The sequence below is a fragment of the Aeromonas sp. 25-248 genome (assembly GCF_053005425.1).
This window is the reverse complement of the sequence record NZ_JBRKTB010000026.1, coordinates 1-22,229: the sequence shown is the minus strand read 5'-3', so window position 1 is coordinate 22,229 and position 22,229 is coordinate 1. Positions and strand designations below refer to the sequence as shown.

Sequence of the window (22,229 nt, the reverse complement as noted above, 5' to 3'; positions counted from 1 at the left end):
CAACACAATGATGGGATACCGCCAGCAGAGGCCGAAAATCGGCTTAACTGTGTGTCCGGATTTAGTTGACCACTACACCTAATGAGTTGGTAAGGCAGTTGAATCTTATCCACTCGACCTAGACGAGTATCTAGGATTTTTGGAGACGTACTTTTTTGTCAAAGATGATCAACCATAACGCGTTACACTAGTTTCTTGTGAGCAGACCTTCCCTTACCTCGCCACCGGCAGGTCCTCCCAGCGGGTGGTGTAGCAGGGGCTCAGGTGCTCTTGTCGCATCATCCACTCAGGCGACCCCGTACCTTGGCTGGCAAAGCCTACGCGCCCCAATCCCTTGGCTTTGATCTGGTCCATCACGGCCATCAGCGCATCCGATTGAGCGGAGGACTGGGCAAACAGATCGGCCTGTTGCTGCCCCTTGGGGGTGAACTCACTCAGCATGACCCCCCCCTTCTGATAGCGGTAACCGTCGCGCCAAATCTGCGGTAGCAGCACGTTCACTTGCTGCAGCAGCAACCGGGTATCATCGCTAGGGCAGACCAGCCGGACGCTTGCCTGCTCACTGTAGTAAGGGGCTCGTTCATCAAAGGGGCTGGTTCGCACGAACAGGTGCACCCGCTGGCAACACATCCCCTCGGCCCGCAGCTTCTCGGCTGCGCGAGCCATAAAGCCCGACAACGCTTGGGCCATTTCTCCACGGTCGGTCACGCGCTCACCAAAGGAACGGCTCGAGAGGATCTGCTGCTTCGCCGCCGGTTCAACGGTCAGCTCTGCGCAAGGCAGGCCACGCAGCTCCTGTACGATCCGCTCGACCTCCACGCCGTATTGGGTGCGTAACCCGTTAGCGTCGCTAGCCACCAGGTCAGCAACGGTATTGATACCTTGTGCCACCAACGTGGCCCCCAAGCGCCGTCCTATGCCCCACACCTCGTCCACCGGGGTGATAGCCATCAGCCGGGCACGGCGCAGCTCGTCACGCAAGTCCACGACGCCGCCAGTGGCAGGCCACTTCTTGGCTGCATAGTTTGCCAGCTTGGCGAGGGTCTTGGTGGGGCCAATCCCAACCCCTACCGTTAGTCCGGTCCACTGCCACACTCGCTGCCGGATCTGTTGTCCATATGCTGTCAGGTCCCCGGCAAACGACTCCGACAACGCCATGAACGCTTCATCGATGGAGTAGACCTCAAGCTCGGGGGCCATGGTCTCCAACGTGCTCATCACCCTGCCAGACATATCGCCGTAGAGCGCGTAGTTGGAGCTGAATGCCACACCGCCATGCGCCTCGAACTGCTCGCGGATCTTGAAGTAGGGCCCGGCCATCTTGATACCCAGCGCCTTGGCTTCGGGGCTGCGCGACACCACGCATCCATCGTTGTTGGAGAGCACCACGATCGGGCGGCCACGCAGCTCAGGGCGAAACAGCCGCTCACAGCTGGCGTAGAAGTTGTTTACATCAACGAGCGCTATAGCCATCACGCTGCCTCAGATTGCCAATCACATGGGTGACCACTCCGAACAACTCCAGGGAGAGACTCATACAAGGGTCGATAGGCGCGAACGCCGGATTGGCTGGCAACAGCCGCAACCTCGGCTTGAGCTGCAAGGTCTTTACCGTGAAGCCGCCATCGAGTAGTGCAATCACCACATCACCATGGCGCGGGGTGAGGCTCTTATCGACCACCAGCAAGTCACCGGGAAAGATGCCGACCCCGGTCATGCTCTCCCCCTCGGCACGCAGATAGAAGGTTGCTGCAGGGTGCGCCACGCAGTGGGTGTTGAGGTCCAACTTCCCTTCCAGATAGTCGCAGGCTGGGCTGGGAAAGCCGCAAGAGGCGCGGTGCAAGAACAGCGGGATGGTCACCTCGGCGGGTGATGGGTCTGGGGTTAACAGCTTCATGGCAAAACACCTGTATTTATATACAGCTATTATAGCGCACCACCTTTGAACCAGCGCAAGTCCTGCATGCCACTGATGGCGTACCATGGCGTCAACAAATAACAAAGAGGTCAGTATGAGTCACAATCTGTGTGCCCTACCGAAAGAGCAGCAAGAACGGGTCGAGGTCGAGAAGGCCGCCGCATATGCGGTATGGAAGGAGCGCAACGGTCACTTGGCCAGCGCAGAAAGCGAAGCAAGCCAGCATAAGGGTGAGCTGAGCAGCTACTTTCTTGAGCAAGTAAGTAGGTACAAACGGGGCTAGCCTTCCTGTAGCCATGTTTTTATTCTGGGAACACCCTAAGTCCCTTAACTCTCGCGCAAATCCGGGCTTCGGAGCTTGAAGATGCAGCCCTTGGCTACCAACTCGTCCCGGTTTGCCAGCACCAGCGGGTAGAGCAGCGGATGCTGTTCGTGATCGCCGTTATAGCTCACTTGCATGCGCTCCAGCGCGTAATGCATCAAAGGGATGCGCTGGTTGAGCAGCAGCTTGCCATCTGGCATGGCATAGTCACTGGCAATGATGGCCTGTTGTCCTGCGCTGAGGGTTGGATTGGGAATGATCACCGCAGTGACCTTGGTGTTCCACTCAAGATCCTGATCCCGGCCGTGAGGGGAGGTATCCAGTAGCTCAGGTTCCCCACGAAATCGGCTCATCACAAAATCCAGATATACCCCTTTCTTCTCGCAGTAAGCGCGCACGTGCCAGCGGATCCCGTCATAGACCAGGGTATGGGGCACAATATTGCGGCCGCTCTGCTCCTCTGAGCTGAGGGATACGTAATCGACGTCGACCCGCAACTGACCGCGAGCCGCTTGCACCAGACCCCGCACAATCTTGGGGTCGATATGGCGGTTGGGTACATCCAAGATCTCGATATGGCCGTAGCGCAAATCCATCAGCGGCAGGGTCAACAGCCCCGCTTCATGTTGGCGTTGGTACTGTTTTTCACGGTGCAGCAGCATCAGGTACTCATCTACTTTTCCTTCACTAAATCGCGGCAAAAATTGCTCGGTTGGCTTGTATCCCTTCAGGCGTCGGTCATAGATCAACCCTTCTGGTGAGTAGTAGGTCAGGTAGTGATTGATATCCCGTGATGCTTGCTGGCGGCCGATATTGAAGGCTGTCATTAGGTGATTGGTGGTCAGCCGTCCTTCCCATTGCAACACGATCTCTAGCAGGCGAAAGCGTAGGGTCTGATCCCAAGTGAGCTCTCTGGGGGCCATATGTGCTCCAAAATGCGACATGTGTATGTAACCAGTATCGGCATGAGTATACAGGCGACATATACTGAGTTAATCACAGTGTGGTGAAAAAGATTGTGCTGTCTGTACCACGTTCTACCAGCATATTGCCGAAGTGCAGCTCAACTTCGGTTGCTCTCACAATCACAAGGTCATGCCAGGCTTTGCTGCCAGGCCCTATACCTCAGGGCTTTCGGGATGGTGTAGTACGATTAGGTGTATTTATTTAGTGCAAGGGTACCAAGCAGACGAACGTGGTGGAGACTCAAAGGGTGCAGGTAAAGGGATAAGGCAGAGGACGTTGCCACTCTATTCTGCGGCTTACCAGAAATGAAGGTTGAGCTTATTCAGGTGACCGATTGATGGACTTTCAGAATAAAATACCCTTCGCAATTAAGACCGAGACCGGTGCAATTGTCTCAGTCGATGATGTTGAAAGAGGACTTGCAGCCGGTTGTCATTGTCCCAGTTGTAAAGGATTGCTCGTTGCCAGAAAAGGTGAGCAAAACCGCCACTGCTTTGCTCATTACCGTGACAGCCAGGAAAAATGCTTCTACGCCTTTGAAACCAGTGTGCGGTTGATGCTGCTCTCTAAGCTGGAAAGTGTAGTGAAGCTCAATACCCCTGCCCATTACACCTTGTTTGATGGGGTCAAGGAACTGGTTGCTAAGGCCCATGCTGATATAGGCGTTCAATTTGTTCCGCAAGCAGAGACCCATGGTGTTCCGGCAGGGCTATTTCAGTTGATGTCCCGACCAGACTTCCACCTTGCCTTACACTTTCCTGCTGCGCACGAGCCTGTAGGGTTGTACCCGCTGTGGCTTGGGCGATTCATTGCCAAACACCCTAAAACAGGCGTTTTGGCTGTGCGTTATAGCCAATTTGGCGACCGGATGTTCGATAAGTCTCGCCCGGCAGGGATGGACACGACGACTTTGATGCTGACTATTCTCAGCGAAAATCCCAACTGCCTGCATTGGCTCTATCACCCACGCGAGGAGATGGCGCTGATCGCCCTGGAGCAGCTTGCCGAACAGCGACGGCAAGAAGCAGAGGAGAAAGCCAGACAGCAGCAACTAAAACAAGAACAACTGGAGGAAGCGCGGCGTCAGTATGAGGCAAAGCAAAGGATGCAACGCGAGCACCAAGCGGCGATTACGGCTCAGATGAGATTGGCTGAACAGGATCGTGCCGCCCAGAGAGCACGAGACTATGCCGCACGGGCTGCGCAAGACAGCGACAAGACCAGCAATGGGGGGCAGTATCCACGATCTACGCCGACCGCATGTCGTAATTGCCAACTACAGCACCAACGTCTTGATGCTGACGGCTACTGCTATCGCGAAATTTGCATCAGGTCTCGTGCGAAACGAATGGCAAGAGCAGAAAAGGCAGAAGCGTCTACACGGTATTCCTACGCCAGCATGCGAGGTGGCGCAAATGTAAACCGCACTCCCCAGAAACAGACCAACCCCGTTGCCAGTCCGCAACCCGTGAGCGACACGCAACGCCAGTGGTACTCCTCTATCAAACCGGGTTCCTGCCCTCACTGTGGGGGAGATAGAGGCAACGGCCCTAATGGCTGGTGGTGTGAGAAATGTAAATAACCCTTTAAAATTCAATGCTCTTGTGTGTCTTGACTGGTGCAGCGCAGGCCAATACCAGACAGATTACGTTCTGTTGGACCGCGTAAGAGCGGACGTTAGGAGGTACTGAATCCTAATGCGTAACCATCTAGCCCGCAACTAACCGACCTAGAACTACCATTACAAATGGTGCGGATAACCGGGGCTCTTGGGGCCTACTGTCTCAGGCATAATTGCCCTACAATGCATACAGGCTATCGCATTTTTGAAGGTCTTTTTTGCTTTAGAATGGATAAGAATGATCCGGATTATGGTGTCTGGAGATGTAGGTAGCTTTCTTAACAACAGATTTGCTTGCCAGCTCACCTCCACTTCCAACTGAACCACGAATTCTCTAGCGGTACGGTTTCGCGCCTAAGGTGTTGCCGTTTGAGAGTGCTGGTGGAACAATATCCTCAATTTCAATATCTTGGTAACCAAAGGACAAGGAGTACAGATTGTGTACTCCTTGCTCTATGTAGGAAAATTATCATGGCGGACCTCAGTCGAGAGTCAAAAATCACTGCTGATGTGCTCGAAGAAGGAAAGATTTTCGATTACATCACCGGCGCTCAAGTAAAGAACACTGACAAAGAAAAGGTTAGGCAGCGGGTCGCACGAGCCATCATCCATGAATATGGTATCGCAGCTGAGGACATGGAGCCTGACTTCAAGGTCAAGGTACAGGGTAAAAACCGTAAGCTTGATATCGCCATTTTCAAGTCTGGTCAGCCACACATAATAGACAACCTCTACCGTGCAGTTACGGTAGATAAAGAGCCAAAGGTAGGAACCAAGGGTGCTTACCGAATGCGTGATCCCGAGGAGGCTCGCAAAGAATTTGAGCTGTTAGAAGCCGTAATGACCGAAGCCGAAAGCTGTCACTATGGCCTCTGGACCAACGGCCTTGAATTCTTCTTCTTCCAGAAGGAGGTCTCCCGATTCGACACTTGGCTTAATCCAATCGGTGACTGGCCCATGGGAGATGACACCTTCAGCGTTGAAGGCCGCTCCATGGGGCGCTTGCGCCGCGCTGACCCGGAAATGCTGCGCATCGCTTTTCGGCGGTGCCACAACTACATACACGGCAATGAAGGTATGCCGAAAGACGCCGCCTTCTGGCAGTTCCTCTACCTCATTTTCTGCAAAATGTATGACGAGCAACAACCGAATGAAGCTCGTGGCTTCTATGTCGGCCCCTTCGAACCCTTTGAACCTGTAGGCCAGAAGGCTATTCGTCAACGCATTAAACCACTCTTTGAAAAGGTCAAGAAAGAGTACAGCGCTCTCTTTAAGGGGAATGAAGAAATCACCCTGTCTGACAGGGCGCTCGCATTTATCGTTTCTGAATTGGCTCGTTATGACTTTGGCCGCACCGATGTGGATGCCAAGGGCGCAGCCTACCAAGAAATCGTGGGTACTAACCTGCGTGGTGATCGCGGCCAGTATTTCACGCCACGTGGTGCTATTAGCCTGGTTGTCAAGATGTTGGCCCCTAAGGAACACGAGCGTGTGCTGGATTCATCCTGCGGCACGGGCGGTTTCTTGGTAGAAACCCTGAACTACCTGAATAAAGTCTTCCACGAAGAGAAGCGCATCAAAACTGGCGACGAGAACACCGAGGAGTTTGTATCCATACGAGAGCGGCTGGCCAATTTTGCAGCTAATAACTTGTTTGGTGCGGATTTTGATCCCTTCCTAGTTCGCGCTGCGCAGATGAACGTGATGATGGCGGGTAATTCATTGGGCCACCTCTATCACATGAACTCCCTAGAGTTTCCGCGTGGAGACTTGCCGGGAGTTGCGCCTGCTAAGGTCAACATGCCGTTAGGGTCAATCGATGTTCTGATGACCAACCCACCGTTTGGTTCTGATATTCCGATCACTGAAAAGACTATTTTGGAGCAGTACGAACTGGCTCGACGCTGGGAACGTCAAGGCGATGGTTTCGTAATGACCAACGCTATGAAGCCTGCTGTATCGCCCGAGGTGCTGTTCATCGAGCGCTGCGTTAAGTGGCTAAAGCCGGGAGGCCGGGCGGCCATAGTCTTACCCGATGGAATCTTGGGTAACCCTGGTGACGAGTACATCCGCTATTGGATTCTTCGTCACTGTTGGGTGCTTGCCAGCGTCGATCTGCCGGTGGAATCCTTCATTGTCGAGGCCAACGTCAACATCTTGACCAGCTTGCTCTTCCTGAAGCGCAAGCCTGAAGAGGTGATCAAGGCAGAAGATCTGGGCCAGAAGAAGGATTACCCCGTTTTTATGGCGGTCGCCGAAAAGGTGGGCTTCGACCGCCGTGGCAACACACTATATAAGCGCCATCCTGATGGCGAAGAAATCCTGGTGGATGTTAGCCACGAAGAAAAGGTCCGCATTGGCGGAGACTTGCAAGTGCGCACCCTGAACCGCAAGGAGCGCATCCTAGACGATGACCTGCCCGAAATCGCTAAGGCGTACGCCGAGTTCCGCGCCCAACATCCGGAGCCCAACAAATGATCACGCGACTTGAAGCCACACGTTATCGCTGCTTCGAACACCTGGGGGTCGATGTCGGCGACTTTCGCGTTCTCGTAGGGGCCAACGGCTCTGGCAAGACAACGCTCATCGATTTGCCAGGCCTATTTGGTGACCTCTTGGACGCCAAATATGTGGTCGATGCGTTCGTACCGCGTCGTCGCAAGTCATCGGAGGACAAAGCTCGCGCCAGCAGCCTGAGGGAACTCGTGTTTGCTGGTCGGGGAGATGATTTTTCTTTCGCCATTGAGGCGAAATTGCCGGAAGAAGTTCAGTCAAAACTCGTCGAAGGCATGTTTCAACGACTGAGTAATGCTCAGCGGCAAAAAACTCAGTCCGCGCTGGAGATCGACAAGAAGCGCTGGCCTTCGCATATTCGGTACGAAGTCGGACTCAGAGTCTCTGAAGACCGAGACCTAAACGTTGTTCAAGAGTACCTGTTTGTCTTCCCTGAAGCTTACAAACCGAATCGCGAGGAGCCTGGATACCAGGGGGTTCGAGTAGGTGAGCGGAAACGCCAGGGCTGGCGAATGATTCTGCAGCGCGAATTTGGACAAACGGTTGAATTTACGCCTGAGGTTCCTCCCCCAGGAGCACGAACCCGCTCCACAAAGGTCGGTATGGGCAACACCTTGCTCGCTATGCCCCGTATGCTCTTTGAGTCGGAGCATGAGTATCCAGCTTCACGTTGGTTGCATAGTCTACTGACCACCGATACGGTGTTTCTCAATCCTGATTGGGAGGAAATGCGGTTTGCATGCCCGCCAGGCCAGCCGAAAACGATCACATCGGACGGTCGGAATGTGCCATGGCTAGCACTGGACTTGAAGCGTGAAGGCGCTCTGGAAGGCGCGGACATCGAATACCGCAGTGAGCGCTATGCCGACTGGATTGCCCATGTGCAAACCGCACTTCCGCAGGTCATTGACATTGATGTGCGTGAACGTGAGGACGACCACCACGCGTATTTCGTGGTGAGCTACAAAGGCGACTTCAAAGTACCGTCCCCGGGCTTGTCTGACGGCACCTTGCGCATCCTGACGCTGACGCTACTGCCTTACCTTGATAAGCAACCGGCCATCTTAGTGACCGAGGAGCCAGAGAACGGCATTCATCCGCGCGCCATTGAAGCGGTCCTGCAATCGCTCTCATCGATGTACGACAGCCAGGTCTGGGTGTCATCGCATTCACCTGTGGTGCTGGCACGTGCAAAGCTGGAGCAGTTGCTGTGCGCACGGCTGGCCAGCGAAGGTGGTGTGGAGATGATCGCCGGGACGGACCATCCTCGCCTGCAAGAGTGGCGAGGCGGCATCGATCTTGGCAGCCTGTTCGCAGCGGGGGTGCTCGGATGATGAACAAGCGCCCCTGCGTCATTCTGGTGGCAGACAGCAATATGGCATCCACCTTCCGTGGGTACTTCAAACGCGATAGATGGCACTTGAGTCTCGGTTGTGCGCCCTTCGAGATCAATACCGATGTCGGTGCTGACCTGCTGGTGGACGAAGGCGGCAACGACCCGGGCGTCTACACCAGGGGCCACGAGTTGTTGCGCCCCTACCAGAGTAGCCACCATCGCGCCCTCGTGGTGCTGGATTGTGAATGGGAAGGCTCGCCCGGCAAAGACGCCATCGTTGCTCACATCACGGCCAATCTGGTGGCAAGTGGCTGGGCTGAGGATGCGGTCAAAGTGATCGCCATCGAGCCCGAGTTGGAAAACTGGCTGTGGCAGGACAAGCCGCAAGTGGCTGAGGTGCTTCGCTACAAGAGTGACAAGCCGCTGCGTCAACATTTAGCCGAGAGCGGATGGTGGCCTGCTGACACCGCCAAACCACCGCGACCAAAAGAAGCTGCTGAATGGGTGCTGAGGCAGACCGGGCAACCGCGCTCTTCAGCTATTTATCAAAAGCTGGCTGAGCAAATCTCTATCAAGGGTTGTACGGATGTGGCATTCGACGAGATGCATGCCGTACTGCAATTGTGGTTTCCGGTGGAGGTCCCTGCATGAACGCAATCAAATTCAAGATCGTTCGGTCTACTTGGCTCGAAGAGGGCGGAAGGCGTCTCGATTGCAATCCTTATATGTCCGGAGCGCTGGAGGCTCGCGATGCTCTGCATGCGCTCGATTGCCCAAAGATTTTGCTTCCAGAGGTCACGGACAGCATTTTTCATGCAGGCCGGGAAGGTCGGGTATGGGTTGACGATAGAAAGTTCGGTGTCCCGTTCTTGGGGAGCACAGACATACTTTCTGTAGATTTATCTAGCCAACCATTGCTGGCCAAATTTCAAGTCGACCGAAATCCTCTATTTACACTCAAACGTGGCTGGACGCTGATAACTAGATCGGGAACCATTGGGCGCATGGCATACGTCCGCCCGGACATGGATGGGATGGCCTGTTCAGAGCACGTGCTTCGTGTCGTTCCTAATGCCGAAAAGATTCCGCCAGGGTATTTGTACGCGTTTCTTTCGAGCCGCTACGGTTTGCCGCAAGTAATTTCAGGTACCTATGGCGCGATTATTCAACATATTGAGCCCGGGCATCTGAGCAAGCTTCCTATTCCAAGGATGGGTTCTGCTTTCGAGAAGGCTATTCATGCAACGGTTGAACGAGCGGCTTTTGCTAGAGCTAGAGGTCAAGAGTTATACGCGCTTGCAACAGCAGATGCGCTCGCTGGGTGTGGTTTGGACGATGTCCCACCAAATAGTTGGCGAGCGTCAAAGGAAGTTGGATTTGTTACATGTCTTGGATTCGGATCGAGTCTTAGAGCATTAAATCATGATCCACGCATGTTGGCTCTGATCGAAAAAATTAGAAAAAATAGGACAATAGATATTGAGAGCGCTTTAGTTCGCCCGCCATTTAGGCCCAATCGGTTCTCGCGCATCGATGCTGAATCTGGTCATGGCATACAACTGGTAGGTCAAAAGGAAATGTTTTTCGCTCAATGGAGTGGGCGATGTATTTCCTTCAAAGGTATACCAGATAAGGATGAAGTTGTGCCTCCGGCAGGAACAATAGCGGTCGCTTGCATTGGAACATTAGGCGAAAACGAAGTTTTCGGGAGATGTATTCGAGTTCGACAAGGGCAGGAGAAGTTTGCGCTATCAGACAATGTGCTGCAGCTTCGGCCAGATGAAGTCGTGGTTCCGTCTGGGTATCTTTTCGCGTTACTCAGATCCGAGGTCTATTTTCGAATCTTTAGGTGCCTATCGGTAGGAGGGAAGCAACAAGTCCTTCATCCAGAGTTGGTTAGAACTGTCCCGATACCAATTATTGATGCGTCTGCAATGGCCAAAATTGACAGCCTAATTGCGGAAGGTGATGAATTATTGGATTTGTCAAACGACCTTTTTATGGAGGCTGCCTCTTTGGTGGAAGCAAGGATTAGTGAGGGGCGAGCGTGAGCAAAGTGATCCCAGTAGGCCAGCCGGTCAACGATGCAGAGCGCAGCGCCATCGCTTACCTGCGGGATCGCTTGCCAGACAGTTTCGTTCTACTTCACAACTTCGAGATCGAGCGGCAGGGCGAGCGCTTTGAGATCGACATCGCGTTGTTGACGCCGCATGCCTTGTACTTGATCGACGTGAAGGGGACGCGCGGCACCATTGATGTGTTCGGCAACAAGTGGTATCCCGAGGGGCGTGCGCCGTATCCATCACCGCTGGGTAAGCTGCGCGGCCATGCTCGTACGGTGAAGGGGTTGGTGACTCAGGCCAATCCTGGACGGCATGAGCTGGACGGCATCTACGTCGATGCCGCCATTCTGCTCACCGCGCCCGATGCTCACTTGAATGACCGTGAGCAGTTGGATACAGACCGGGTGGTGAAGCTGAAGGACGCAGAGCGCTACTTCAAAGATGCCACACGCATTCCGGCGCGCTTCTCCAAGAACATTCTGCAGCAACAAGGGTTGATCCTGCACGCCTTAAAGGTAGTGAAACCAGCTTCGGCTGTGCTGCGCTTTGGGCACTGGCAGGTGAAAGAGAAGCTCGGGGCGGCAGAGGCCTACACCGAGTTCCGCGCCGAGAACGCGTTCGCGGGGGGGGCGGCTCGGCTGAGGGTGTACCAGGCAGACCCCTACCAGCCGGAAGACGTGTGCAAGGCGCAAGTCAACCGCATTGCCAATGCCTACCGGGCGCTGTCCAAGCTGCCCATGCATCCTAACATAGTGGCTGCGCGGGATTTCTTCCCGACCGATGACGACCAGTCTTTCATCCTGATCCTGGACGATGCGCCGGGTCAGGCGTTGACTGTGCACATGGCTCGGCCCCAGTTAGCGCTTACGTTGGACCAGAAGTGGCGTGTTGCCAAAGATCTGTTGGAGGCCTTGGTTCATGCCCACCATCATGGGGTGGTGCATCGCAACCTGACACCTGCTGCAATCTTGATTGGCCAAGATGGCACGACACGCATCACCGATTTTGATTTCGCCAAGCCCGGTGTGGACCGCAGCCGGACGATTGCGACGGACATTGTTGATTTGGTGGAGAAGGCCTATGTAGCGCCCGAGGCGTTCCGGGAGCCGGGTGCCGCATCGACCGCATCGGACATCTTCTCCGCAGGGGTTATCCTTTACGAACTCTTCACCGGAGAGCGACCGTTTGCCGGTGAGCCCACCACAGTGTGGGATCGGGCTGGGGAGTTCCTCAACAAGCCTTCAGCACTGCGGCCGGAATTGAACGAGGCCTTTGACGCTTGGCTGCAGAGCCTGTGCGCTTTTGATGAGCACCTGCGGCTGACCGCATCGGCAGCGCTGGCCGCTTTGAATGGTTTGCTGCAACCCGTGGCGCAAGCAGCCAGCCAAGCTGCAGAGGCACCGAATCCCGAGGTCTGTGAAGTCGATGATGCCCAAACCGACTACCTGAACTTGACGGCAGGCCATCGCCTAACCCACAAGTTCATCGTGGAGAAGAAGCTCGGGCGCGGTAGCTTCGGAGTAGTCTACAAGGTGATCGACACCTTGGGTGACGTGGCGCGTACTGTGAAGCTTATCGTCAGTGATCGGCACTCGACCTTGGAGCGCCTTAAAAAGGAATACCGCCACCTGGTGCACATTCCCGAGCACCCTCACGTGGTGCGTGTGCTGGATGCGGACGTTATTCCTGGCCGTGACATCCCCTTTCTGGTGTTTGAGTACGTGGAAGGGGCCGATGTTGGTGACATGATCCACGACCGCCTGTTGTCCCCCGAAGATGCGCTGGAGTTGGGCAAGCAGGTGATTGAGGGTCTGGCGCACCTTCATGCGCAGGGCTTCCATCACTGTGACATTAAGCCGCGCAACATCTTGTGGACGCCAAAGGGGGCCAAGATCATCGACTTCAATGTGTCGGTACGAGCTGACGACAAGGAGTCGCTTGGAGGGGGCTCTCGGCGCTATCTACCGCCGGACTTTGATCCGGAGGTCATTCCGCACAACAGTGAGCGCGCGGACCGTGATTTGTATGCGCTGGGTCTGACCTTGTATGAGGCATTGACGGCCCGCTACCCGTGGGATACGACAGAGCCCCCCATCAATAAGCCTGCGCCCGACCCGCGTGAACTGTCGGGCTTTGCCGACCTAGCGCCGGAGTTGGTTAACGTGCTACTTAAGGCCATCGCGCCTCGCAGGTCAGAGCGTTTCCACGCAGCTGTTGAATTTCGCGATGCATTGGCAGATGTGCGCCATGCTCGTCGAGTGCAGACTGTTAGCCTAGCAACCATGGTGACGGGGGTGAGCAACGGGCAGCCTGCCTTTGCTAAATCGGCACCTAACTCCAACGCATTCGTTTCACACCTGCTGACACTTTACAGCCAAAGCCGCCGCAGCAATGCCGGAACGCGGGGCATGGACGCACTTGGTTTCTCTGCTTATGTGGACACCGCGCTGGACCGGGCCTTATTGCCTGCTGTGCTGCAGGGTGAGTTCCGGCTTGTGCTGATTTCGGGCAATGCAGGCGATGGCAAGACCGCCTTCTTGCAACGGCTGGAGAAAGAGGTCGAAGCCCGAGGCGGGGTTGCCAATCGTGGTCTGGCAAACGGCAGCGAACTGAGCCTGGAGGGGAATCGTTACCTGATTAACTACGACGGTAGCCAAGACGAGGGCCACAAAGACAACAACCAGGTGCTGCTGGATTTCCTAGCCCCGTTCAAGGGCAACGACCCAGAGTCCTGGAGGCCACAAGAGACGCGACTGATAGCGATCAACGAAGGCCGTTTGGTGGACTTCTTGGCCGCACATGAGCGGGACTTCTTGGCACTCGCGGCCCTTGTTCGACGTGCATTTTCTACCGGGGAAGCTGAATTAGGCGTGGCGGTAGTGAACCTGAACCTGCGCAGTGTTGTGGCCGATGCGGAAGGCGGATCGATTCTGGAGCGCACGCTGCGAAGCATCGTTCGTCCCGAGAACTGGTCCGCATGCGAGCAGTGTGACTTGAAGGGCAACTGCTATGCCTTGCATAACGCGCGCAGCTTCCAGGATGAGATCGCCGGGCCGCGTTTGTTAGAACGCCTCAAGACGCTTTACACAATGGCGCACTTGCGCGGGCGTTTGCACATCACCATGCGCGACCTACGTTCAGCTCTGTCGTTCATGCTGATTGGCAACCGTGACTGTAGTGAAATTCATGCTCTTTACACCTCTGGCAAGCACGATGACTTGGTGCGCAGTTTCTACTTCAACAGCTGGATGGGGGGCGGGCAAGCCACATCAGACCGGCTCTTGACGCTGCTGAGCGATCTGGATATAGGCCAGCAGGAAGATCCCCGCTTCGACCGAGGGCTGGACTTTGTTCAACCAGATGATCGTGCTCTGTTCCGCTTCGAGCGCCGAGGGCAGTTTGACTTCGAGGTGTTGAGGCGCCTGTTTAGTGATCTGCCGCGTGGCGTTTCGGACTTGTCAGTCCGCCAACGGGCACGTAAACATCGTGAGTATGTGGCTATGGCACGCCGCAAGCACTTCTTTGAGCGGCGTGACGCCAGCTGGGAAAAAATGCTGCCCTATCGCTCCGCCAAGCGCATGGTGGAGATTGTTCGAGGTGAAATGCCCATCGATGAGATCACGAGTGAAATCCTGCATGCCATCAACAGAGGGGAAGGGCTGCTGCACCCAGAGCGACTTGGAGCCAGCCTAGCCTTGCAGTTGCGGCAGGTCGAACACGGTACGATACGCAGCTACCGGCTCTTCCCTGTGGAGGGTTTTGGGCTTCAGGTACAAGACTTTGCAGCTAAGGCTCGCTTCGTTGAACACCTGCCGACCGGTCTACTGCTGAAGTACCAAGGCCAGGGCTCAGGTGCCATCAGCAGCGAACTGATCATCAACCTCGATGTGTTCGAAATGCTAGTGCGCCTGAATCAAGGCTATCGGCCTAGCGTTGAAGAGATGCAGGGTTTTTATCTCTGTCTCGGTGTGTTCAAGAACAGCCTCAACGCACAGCCGTACCGCGAAATTTTGCTGACCACCACGGGGCACGACTTCTACCGCTTGGCCCGCCATGACGATGGGCGGGTGGAGATGCGATTGCTGCACGGACCGGTGGCTGGTGCGCGCCAAGAAGAAGTCGCAGAGATCGGCTCTAGGGGGAACTGATGGCATTGCAGAAAAAGGACAGGGAGTTCCGGCTCCCGAAAATCAGCTATCTCGACTTCAAGACGATTGAAATGGATCGGGTGCTCACGGGTCTGTTCGAGCGCTTGGAGCATGGCGGCTACCCGAGCGTTTTCCGCGACAAACGAGAACTGACTGTGGACAAGTTCGTCGATGACATCCTCGATGCCCGCGACAAGTTCTTGGGCTTCACACAGCATCGAGACATAGTAGAGCGTTGGGTGGAAACGCATCTGATGGACATCGTGAACCGCGGCAAGAAGAACTCTGCTGTGGCGGGGCCACGCCCTCTGCACGGCTACACCTATCGCTTTCGTAATCCGAAGCACTCGCGTGACTACGGGGCTGCACAGCATCTCTATCAGATGCTGCATCACGCACGCCACCTCGCAGGCCACAAGGCCATCGAGCATCTCAAGGGCTTTTTCTTCGACGGGTTCGACAAGCTCACGCGAGAGCTGAACGACAAAGCGCTGACAGACATAGAGACGGCGACGCTGCTGCATTTCTTGTCGCAGAGGAAGGACACTGCAGACACGCGCGCTGGCGGAGATCGGTTCGCACCAGTGTGCATAGGCTCAGCCGATCTGATGGCCGAAGACATTCAGCGACTGTTGTTCTACAAGCCTTTCATGCCGCGCTCGGTGATGGTGGAGTACCTGAAGGTGCTCTTGTCGTTCCACTTGGCGTTGTACCACCTTCGTCTGCTGAAGCTACTGCCTGCCTGGCAGAAACTTGAGGGAGCCAACTCGCTGTGCGCCGAATCTGCTTGCCCCATGAAGCCCCGTGAGCAACGCGAGCCTCAGGGGGACTGCCCCTACAAGCTGGGACTGTTTGTTGATTTGTCAGGTAGCGCAGAGTCCGCAAGCGCAGCACTGGCTGAGCGCAGCGCAGATGGTTACTACCGGCGCATTCCTGGATTTGTGCGAGCGTACTTCGTCGCCAAGAAGTTGGACGAATTTTCTGAACACCTCGTTCGGCGAGGCAAGCTGATTCGGCCCTTGAATTCCGTGTTCTCGGTGAGAGAGTTGTATAGCCTTCAAGGAGAACCGTTTGAGGAAGAGCGGGACAAGTTCTTCGGTGAGCGCCTGGCTGGGTTGCTGGAATCTTTGTCCGAAGGTGATGCAGGCCTGGATACAGAGGTCGAGGCAATAACAAAGATGGGATTATCGGACTTTGAGACCTACATCGAGATTCTGGTGGCTCTGCGTGGTTCCTTCCACCGGAAGTACATCATCGAGTCGTTGGACGCGACGATGCTGAAGAACAAGTCGGGGGCGCTGCTTGCTCAGACCCGCGCGCGAAATGCGCCTCGGCGATTTACTTTGGAGAGCCGCCTGCTGGAGGTGTTGCTGCAGATCGCAGTGTTGAGGCCAGGTGGAGATCTGGGTTACTTCACCGGCGAGATGCGGATCGATGACCTGCTGTCATTCTTGCGCGAACGCTATGGGCTGTACATCGATCAGCTGCCGCTAGGTGAGGGCTCACCGACTATTGACGAACGGAAAGCCCTGCGCATCAATGTGCAGGCATTTACCGGACGCCTGCGCGAGATTGGCTTCTATCGAGATTTGTCTGATGCTTACGTGACCCAGACAGTGGTGCCGCGCTACACGATTGCAGAACGAAATGAAGGAGCGTGCTCATGAGCCAGGGATTACGTGAACTCACGAGTCAAGAATTGAACGCTGCGCTGGAATCTGTTCTGCTTCCAAAGCTATCTCATCTGCTTGCAGCCCGCGAGCTTGGGCATTGCATGCGGGTCACCGACTTGGATCGGGAGCTGATGATCCGTTTGGCTGGTGGTTTGCGGGCTGCAGTGCCGTCAGCGAACGTCGTAGTGTTGGCGGATGAGAGCTTGCGAGTGATGGCGCCGGACATGGCTGTCAGCAGCACCAAACTGGTTGAGTTGCGGAACCCGCTTCCAAATGATGAGCTTAGACCTCCGTTGCTGGTGTTCGTGCCGAATGATCTACGCGCCTCAGCGGAAGATTCATTTGGGGTTGCCACGTTCGAAGAGATTCCCATTGATGGCGCTTATGCAGAGCTGAGCAGGCAGTTGCTTGCCCAAGTTCCTGCCAACTTGCGCGTGGCCGTAGAGGCCTGCTTGAGCGAGTTACGGCGGCGTGAATCCCGGTGGCGGTATGCAGATGACGCTGCCGTAGCGCGGTACCTGCTCACCTGCCAGGTCAATGAGTTTGATCCGGGCGCCATGGGGGCTGCGCTGTTTGAGCTTGCTCTGGTGCCAGACTTTGAATTGTTCCTGCACGCAGAGAGCGCGCCAATACGGGTGGCTCGCAACCGGGAGTGCGTTGAGCGCGTGACATGGTCGACCAAGACGGAGCGCGTTCGACCACTTGAGCTGGGCTTGCTGGATCCCGAGTTCTGCAAGCAGCTGGGTGAATTCTTTTTCCGTATCGGCGTATCCAATCCCAAGGAGTGGACGCAAGCCATCGTTCGCGACCGTGTGAATTGGCGACTTGCGTTCAATAAATGGTTGTTCGAGGACGGAGGTGTTAATCCGGACGCGATCTACATAGGCGATGTCGCGCTGCCTGACCTGCCTGTTGTGAAGGATGATAATGAAGATCCCCGCTTGACCGAGTTGATCGGGCATAAGGTGCTGCCCATCTCAAAGACCGGGCTCAAAAAGTTCAGTGTCTCTTTCCGTGTTGACCCTGTGCCTTCCAAGGTCGAAGGGTTGTCAAGGTTTGTAGCGGAGGTTGTGTCGCGAGACAACGGGCCGACAGGTTTGCGTAGGCGTAAAGCAGCTTGGACCAAAGGAACCGACTCCTGCACGATTGCTTTTTCTTCGATTGGTAAGATCGACTGGGAAGAAGGTTGGCACTACGTGCGGGTGTATGCAGAGACCGAAGACGGTGAGCGCATTCCTCTCGCGGACGGAGAAGGCAATCCTATTCAATTCAATGGTGATTCATCTGAGGTGTATGCCAGCTCTAACGAGAGTGATCTCTTCTACGTGGTCACTGACGATGAGGTCGAGGTCGAACCACCACAGCGTGCAGTTCCGCGTGAGGCGAGCTTGATGCATGCATTGCTGCGTGCACGCTTTGCGGCCGTAGCCCAAGATCGCGATCCTGATACCGTTACTGTTACCGGTTGCGGCTGGGTAGAACGCAGTAGCAAGGCCACGGCCAGCGGAGAGACCTTGGAGATTCGCCTGGGTAAGGAGGGTAAGGCTAACGTCTTGGTGTCCAGCCGATTGGCTGACTTGGAGCGAGCGTTTTTAGAAGACCCCGAAGGTCTCAACCGTTTAAGGTTTTCGATCAGTGCTTCGGGTGTTGCAACACGCTCCACTACGTCGTTTCAGTGGCCAGTCTCAGACGAGGTTACTCGGTTTCGAGAGGCGCGGGAGACATTGTTCGCCGCTGTACTGAAGGGTGATCAACGGCTGATCATGCAGGCCAGCGATCTTCTGTCCCTTCAGGAGCCGGCACAGAACTATGCCTCCGCTTATCTGGCTTGGATCGACGCAGTGCTTGCTCGTACCAGCTCCACAGAGACGGTCGTTGCGCGGCAAGCTATGGATGAGCTTCGCTATGCGCTCACCATCGATTCGGTGGCCCTCGTGTTGGAAGACTATCAAGGCAGACGCCGAGATGCTGTTCTGCTGGGGCCAACACATCCGTTGCGTGCCAATTGGCACGTCACGTGGAGCCATCTCGGACAGGCTTGGATGGAGCAGAGCCGGTCTAGCAACAAGGAGTTCGTAGTCCCCACACGCGACGCGGTGATTAAGCAGCTTACGCCAGCTGCTTTTCCTCCAGTCGTCCCTTTTGGTGAGGAGTTGGGGCGGACAGCTCTGGCTGTGGACAACATCAACCCGTTCTGGTCTTTGTACGCAGCGACCGATGAGAAAGATCCTCGTGGACTGATTGGGGAGGTGTGCGCTGCTCTTGGCCTACCAGAGCCAGCCATCGGTGGTGCGAGCATTGATAGTGCTTATCTTGCCGCGCGCGTGCAGCGTTATCTGGTCCAGCACCCGTATGTTGAGACGCTGACGATCAACGCTTTCAATGCGGGGCGCGCCGGTGCGTTGGCCGAGGTGTTGCTGGCACTTCAGCGACATCCTGAGTTCGCAGATCTGCGTTACGACATCCGGCTCTTCGTGCTTGATCCGGGAGCGCCCTCGACTGGGGAAGCTTTGCTGGAACTCTTGTCGCCGGACTCGGGAACCAGTGCAAAGGAGGCTGATGCTTTTTCGACACCGACCAGCAGCCATCTGCACCCCAAGCTGCGACTGGCTATTCGTGCGATCAAGGAGTTCCGTGAGGACCCGGACTTGCATGCTGCGCACCTCTCATTCTTGTTCGATCTGTTCCCTGCAGAGGAAATTCGAGCAGTTGATGTTCAAGGCAGTGATGATTCGTCGTTTGTCCATGGACTGGTTCAGCCCTTCGAAGTGGATTATCTGGAGGACGAGCAGTCCATCACTTGGTTACGTCGTCCGCTTCATGGTGTCGCACAGCCGCTAGAGGGGGCAGAGGCGTTATCCGACCTCATGGGGGGCGTGTCCCGTGCGGTTTCGGTCGCTGTGGCGACGCTTGCTCGCAGTCAATACCTACCACATGCACGTCCAGTGGTTGCGTTGAGCTTGTCCGCAGATGAGCGCGCCATGCTTCATCAGGTGCATGAGGTCAGTGACTGGGTGCTCACGATTGATCGGAACTTGGGAATCGAGTTCTTTGACCATCGCAGACATGCCACTCGGCCAGACTACTTGATCGACCACTCGCCTGACATGGCGAACGCGATGAGCCATCGTTTGGCTATTACATCGAGATCTGTTGCAGAGCTTGAGTCTTTGCTGATCCCGATCTTGAGCGAATACGGATTGCCCAACACGGGTCGACATGCCTTGGTAATGCTGGATCAGCTTCGTTCGTTGTCTGGACGGCTGGCTTTGAAGCTACTGTCCTCATCTTCCCAGCGGGCTGAGGCTATGGGTTTGGCGCTTTCGCGCTTGTTCCTCGAACACCAGGGCGTTTTCCAGAACCAAGTCGTCGTGCCGTTAGACGCACACTTGGAGCTGTACAAGGCGTTGAAACAAAGCGCTGAGGAAATGGGCGATGAAGTCAGCTTCCGGCGGACTGACCTTGCCCTGTTCGATCTCGATCCATCAAGCCGTGTAGTGACGTGCCGGTTGGTCGAAGTGAAGTGCTACAGTCAGGTGGGCGATGTAGCTGCATACGCGCAGTTGAAGGCGTCAATCGCTGATCAGATCGCTCAGTCCGAACACGTATTGGCCTATCACTTCGACCCCAAGATGGCTGATGTAGATCGTCCTGACCGCCCTATAAAGAATCGAGATCTTGCTGCGCTGTTAGGCTTTTACCTAGATCGCTCTGAACGCTACGGCGTGGTCTTGCCAGAGGCAGCTGAAGAAGCCCACTACTTCCTGCGACGTCTCGATGAACACCCTTACACCCTGCAATTCACGCGAAGTGCAGTGGTGTTTGACTTCAGCAAGCCAGGTACTGAACCCGCCGAGCATGAAAATGGCATCGAGTTCTATCGGATCGGTAGTGATTTGATCCGACAGTTGGTTGAGTCGGCCGTTACTGACACCGAGACTGTGGCCAGTATCCAGTACTCACGCTCTACCGACACCGTGAGAGAGGCCACGCTGGAACTGCTTCGTCGCAGGGAGTTGGCACCGGCTGTCCCTACAATTGAAACGGCAGCCTTCCTAAGCCCACCACGGGATCGAACGCTCGCTTGGGACGATCGCCCGAGGGGGAGATTAACGCAACATGAGGTGGCTTCCAGCGTGCCCGTGCGGAAGCTTGAACTAACCACCTTGGTGCAAACTACTCCTCCTTCAATTGACACCGTACAGGCTGCAAGCCCTGATACATCACTACCGTCTATAGACGCGTCGGGTTCAGATACGACCACGGAACAAGTGCCCTCACCAGTTCTTGTTACGGAGGAGGTGGCTCCCCAGAATGCGTTCGCTACACGGTCGCAGTCTCAAGACGGCGAGGCTACCGATAGCCTAGTGGCCTACGACATCATGCTCGGCACCACAGGTGCAACACCTCAGTACGGCCTGATTGGTGAAGTATCTGGACGCAAGGTTGCACTTGACCTCAATCAGACCCACACCATCAGCTTGTTTGGCGTTCAGGGGGGCGGGAAGAGCTACACCTTGGGCTGCGTGGCAGAGATGGCTTCGCTGCAGATCCCTGGTATCAACTGTTTGCCCGAGCCACTATCTACGGTGATTTTCCACTACAGCCCGACGATGGACTACAAGCCTGAGTTTACGTCGATGGTGGGGGCGAATTCTGTGGAAGAGCAGGTTCGTGCGCTGAAGGAGATCTATGGTGCGGAGCCAAAAGCACTCGCAGATGTCTTGCTTCTTGTTCCAACAGACAAGATCGAAGAGCGTCAGGCTGAGTACCCAGACATCGAAGTACGGCCTTTGCAGTTCTCGGCATCCGAGCTGAAGGCTTCGCACTGGAAGTTTTTGATGGGCGCCGTAGGCAATCAAGCCACCTATATCCGCCAGATCATGCGCATCATGAAAGCGATGCGTGATGACATCACCCTTGAGGGCTTACGTACGGGCATCGACGCATCATCTGTTCCAGAACACCTCAAGGAGTTGGCTCGGATGCGTCTCGATTTAGCCGCTGAGTATATCAATGACGGCACATCTCTTACCGAGGTCGTGAGACCTGGTCGACTGATCATTGTCGATCTACGAGACGAGTTCATTGAGAAGGACGAGGCACTCGGACTGTTTGTTGTGCTCCTGCAGTTGTTCGCTGATGCTCGGATAGATGGGCGCAGCTTCAACAAACTGGTGGTGTTCGATGAGGCTCACAAATATATCGAAAGTCCCGATCTGGTTGCTGGGCTCATCGAGGTTGTACGAGAAATGCGGCACAAGGGGGTTAGTATCATGGTGGCGAGCCAGGACCCGCCATCTGTTCCTGTTAGTCTTATTGAGCTTTCAAGCCAGATAATCATGCATAAGTTTAACTCTCCTGCTTGGCTGAAACATATTCAAAAAGCCAATGCTGCTCTTGGTAACTTGACTCCAGAACGTATGTCTCTTCTTAAAGCAGGGGAAGCCTATGTGTGGTCAAGTAAGGCCTCGGATGATTCATTCTCACGAGGTGCAATCAAGATAAAGTGTCGGGCCCGAGTTACACAACATGGTGGTGCAACAAGAGTCGCAGTTGAGGAGCTAACAACATTAAGCTAAATGCATGGTTGTAGTGGTCTAATCATCCCGGACACCGTTTTAGGTGGTACAGTCGCCACCATTATTTGAGGTGTTCAATGACAAGA

Annotated in this window: 12 protein-coding genes; 9 read left to right on the top strand and 3 right to left on the bottom strand. The window is 55.3% G+C overall.

Annotated features, from left to right (window positions below; genetic code table 11):
* Positions 1-213: 213 nt before the first annotated feature.
* Together umuC and umuD are read right to left on the bottom strand one after the other, a co-directional pair.
* Entirely contained in the window at positions 214-1,473 is a 1,260-nt protein-coding gene (umuC, locus tag ACVDHI_RS20630) for a translesion error-prone DNA polymerase V subunit UmuC (protein ID WP_324063658.1), read from the bottom strand.
* Positions 1,454-1,897 (bottom strand): translesion error-prone DNA polymerase V autoproteolytic subunit, encoded by a 444-nt coding sequence (gene umuD, locus ACVDHI_RS20625; protein WP_323886030.1) that lies wholly within the window; start codon positions 1,895-1,897, stop codon positions 1,454-1,456. Before umuD ends, umuC begins: the two co-directional genes overlap by 20 nt.
* 85 nt (positions 1,898-1,982) lie before the next feature.
* Here umuD and ACVDHI_RS20620 point away from each other — a divergent pair, with 85 nt between their 5' ends.
* Positions 1,983-2,201, top strand: coding sequence for a DUF3283 family protein (locus ACVDHI_RS20620; protein WP_324063656.1), 219 nt, complete (start codon positions 1,983-1,985; stop codon positions 2,199-2,201).
* 44 nt (positions 2,202-2,245) lie between these two features.
* Here ACVDHI_RS20620 and ACVDHI_RS20615 read toward each other — a convergent pair whose 3' ends face one another.
* Positions 2,246-3,163 (bottom strand): WYL domain-containing protein, encoded by a 918-nt coding sequence (locus ACVDHI_RS20615; protein ID WP_124243995.1) that lies wholly within the window; start codon positions 3,161-3,163, stop codon positions 2,246-2,248.
* Between the two features lie 380 nt (positions 3,164-3,543).
* Here ACVDHI_RS20615 and ACVDHI_RS20610 point away from each other — a divergent pair, with 380 nt between their 5' ends.
* From ACVDHI_RS20610 to mads8, 8 genes are all read left to right on the top strand, one after another.
* On the top strand, positions 3,544-4,788 hold the full coding sequence (locus ACVDHI_RS20610) for a hypothetical protein (RefSeq protein ID WP_124243994.1): 1,245 nt from the start codon (positions 3,544-3,546) through the stop codon (positions 4,786-4,788).
* A gap of 510 nt (positions 4,789-5,298) precedes the next feature.
* Positions 5,299-7,305, top strand: a complete 2,007-nt coding sequence (mads2, locus tag ACVDHI_RS20605; protein ID WP_447212470.1) for a methylation-associated defense system DNA methyltransferase MAD2 — start codon at positions 5,299-5,301, stop codon at positions 7,303-7,305.
* Complete coding sequence (mads3, locus tag ACVDHI_RS20600; RefSeq protein WP_324063651.1) at positions 7,302-8,675, top strand: methylation-associated defense system AAA family ATPase MAD3; 1,374 nt, start codon at positions 7,302-7,304, stop codon at positions 8,673-8,675. The genes mads2 and mads3 overlap by 4 nt, the downstream gene beginning before the upstream one ends.
* Entirely contained in the window at positions 8,672-9,328 is a 657-nt protein-coding gene (gene mads4 / locus ACVDHI_RS20595; RefSeq protein WP_324063649.1) for a methylation-associated defense system protein MAD4, read from the top strand. Before mads3 ends, mads4 begins: the two co-directional genes overlap by 4 nt.
* Positions 9,325-10,728 carry a methylation-associated defense system restriction endonuclease subunit S MAD5 gene (gene mads5 / locus ACVDHI_RS20590; RefSeq protein WP_324063647.1) on the top strand — a complete coding sequence of 468 codons (1,404 nt, stop codon included), beginning with the start codon at positions 9,325-9,327 and terminating at the stop codon, positions 10,726-10,728. Before mads4 ends, mads5 begins: the two co-directional genes overlap by 4 nt.
* Positions 10,725-14,888, top strand: a complete 4,164-nt coding sequence (gene mads6 / locus ACVDHI_RS20585; protein ID WP_324063644.1) for a methylation-associated defense system protein kinase MAD6 — start codon at positions 10,725-10,727, stop codon at positions 14,886-14,888. The genes mads5 and mads6 overlap by 4 nt, the downstream gene beginning before the upstream one ends.
* On the top strand, positions 14,888-16,555 hold the full coding sequence (gene mads7, locus ACVDHI_RS20580; RefSeq protein ID WP_065017494.1) for a methylation-associated defense system protein MAD7: 1,668 nt from the start codon (positions 14,888-14,890) through the stop codon (positions 16,553-16,555). The genes mads6 and mads7 overlap by 1 nt, the downstream gene beginning before the upstream one ends.
* Entirely contained in the window at positions 16,552-22,143 is a 5,592-nt protein-coding gene (gene mads8, locus ACVDHI_RS20575) for a methylation-associated defense system ATP-binding protein MAD8 (protein ID WP_447212469.1), read from the top strand. Before mads7 ends, mads8 begins: the two co-directional genes overlap by 4 nt.
* Positions 22,144-22,229: the final 86 nt, after the last annotated feature.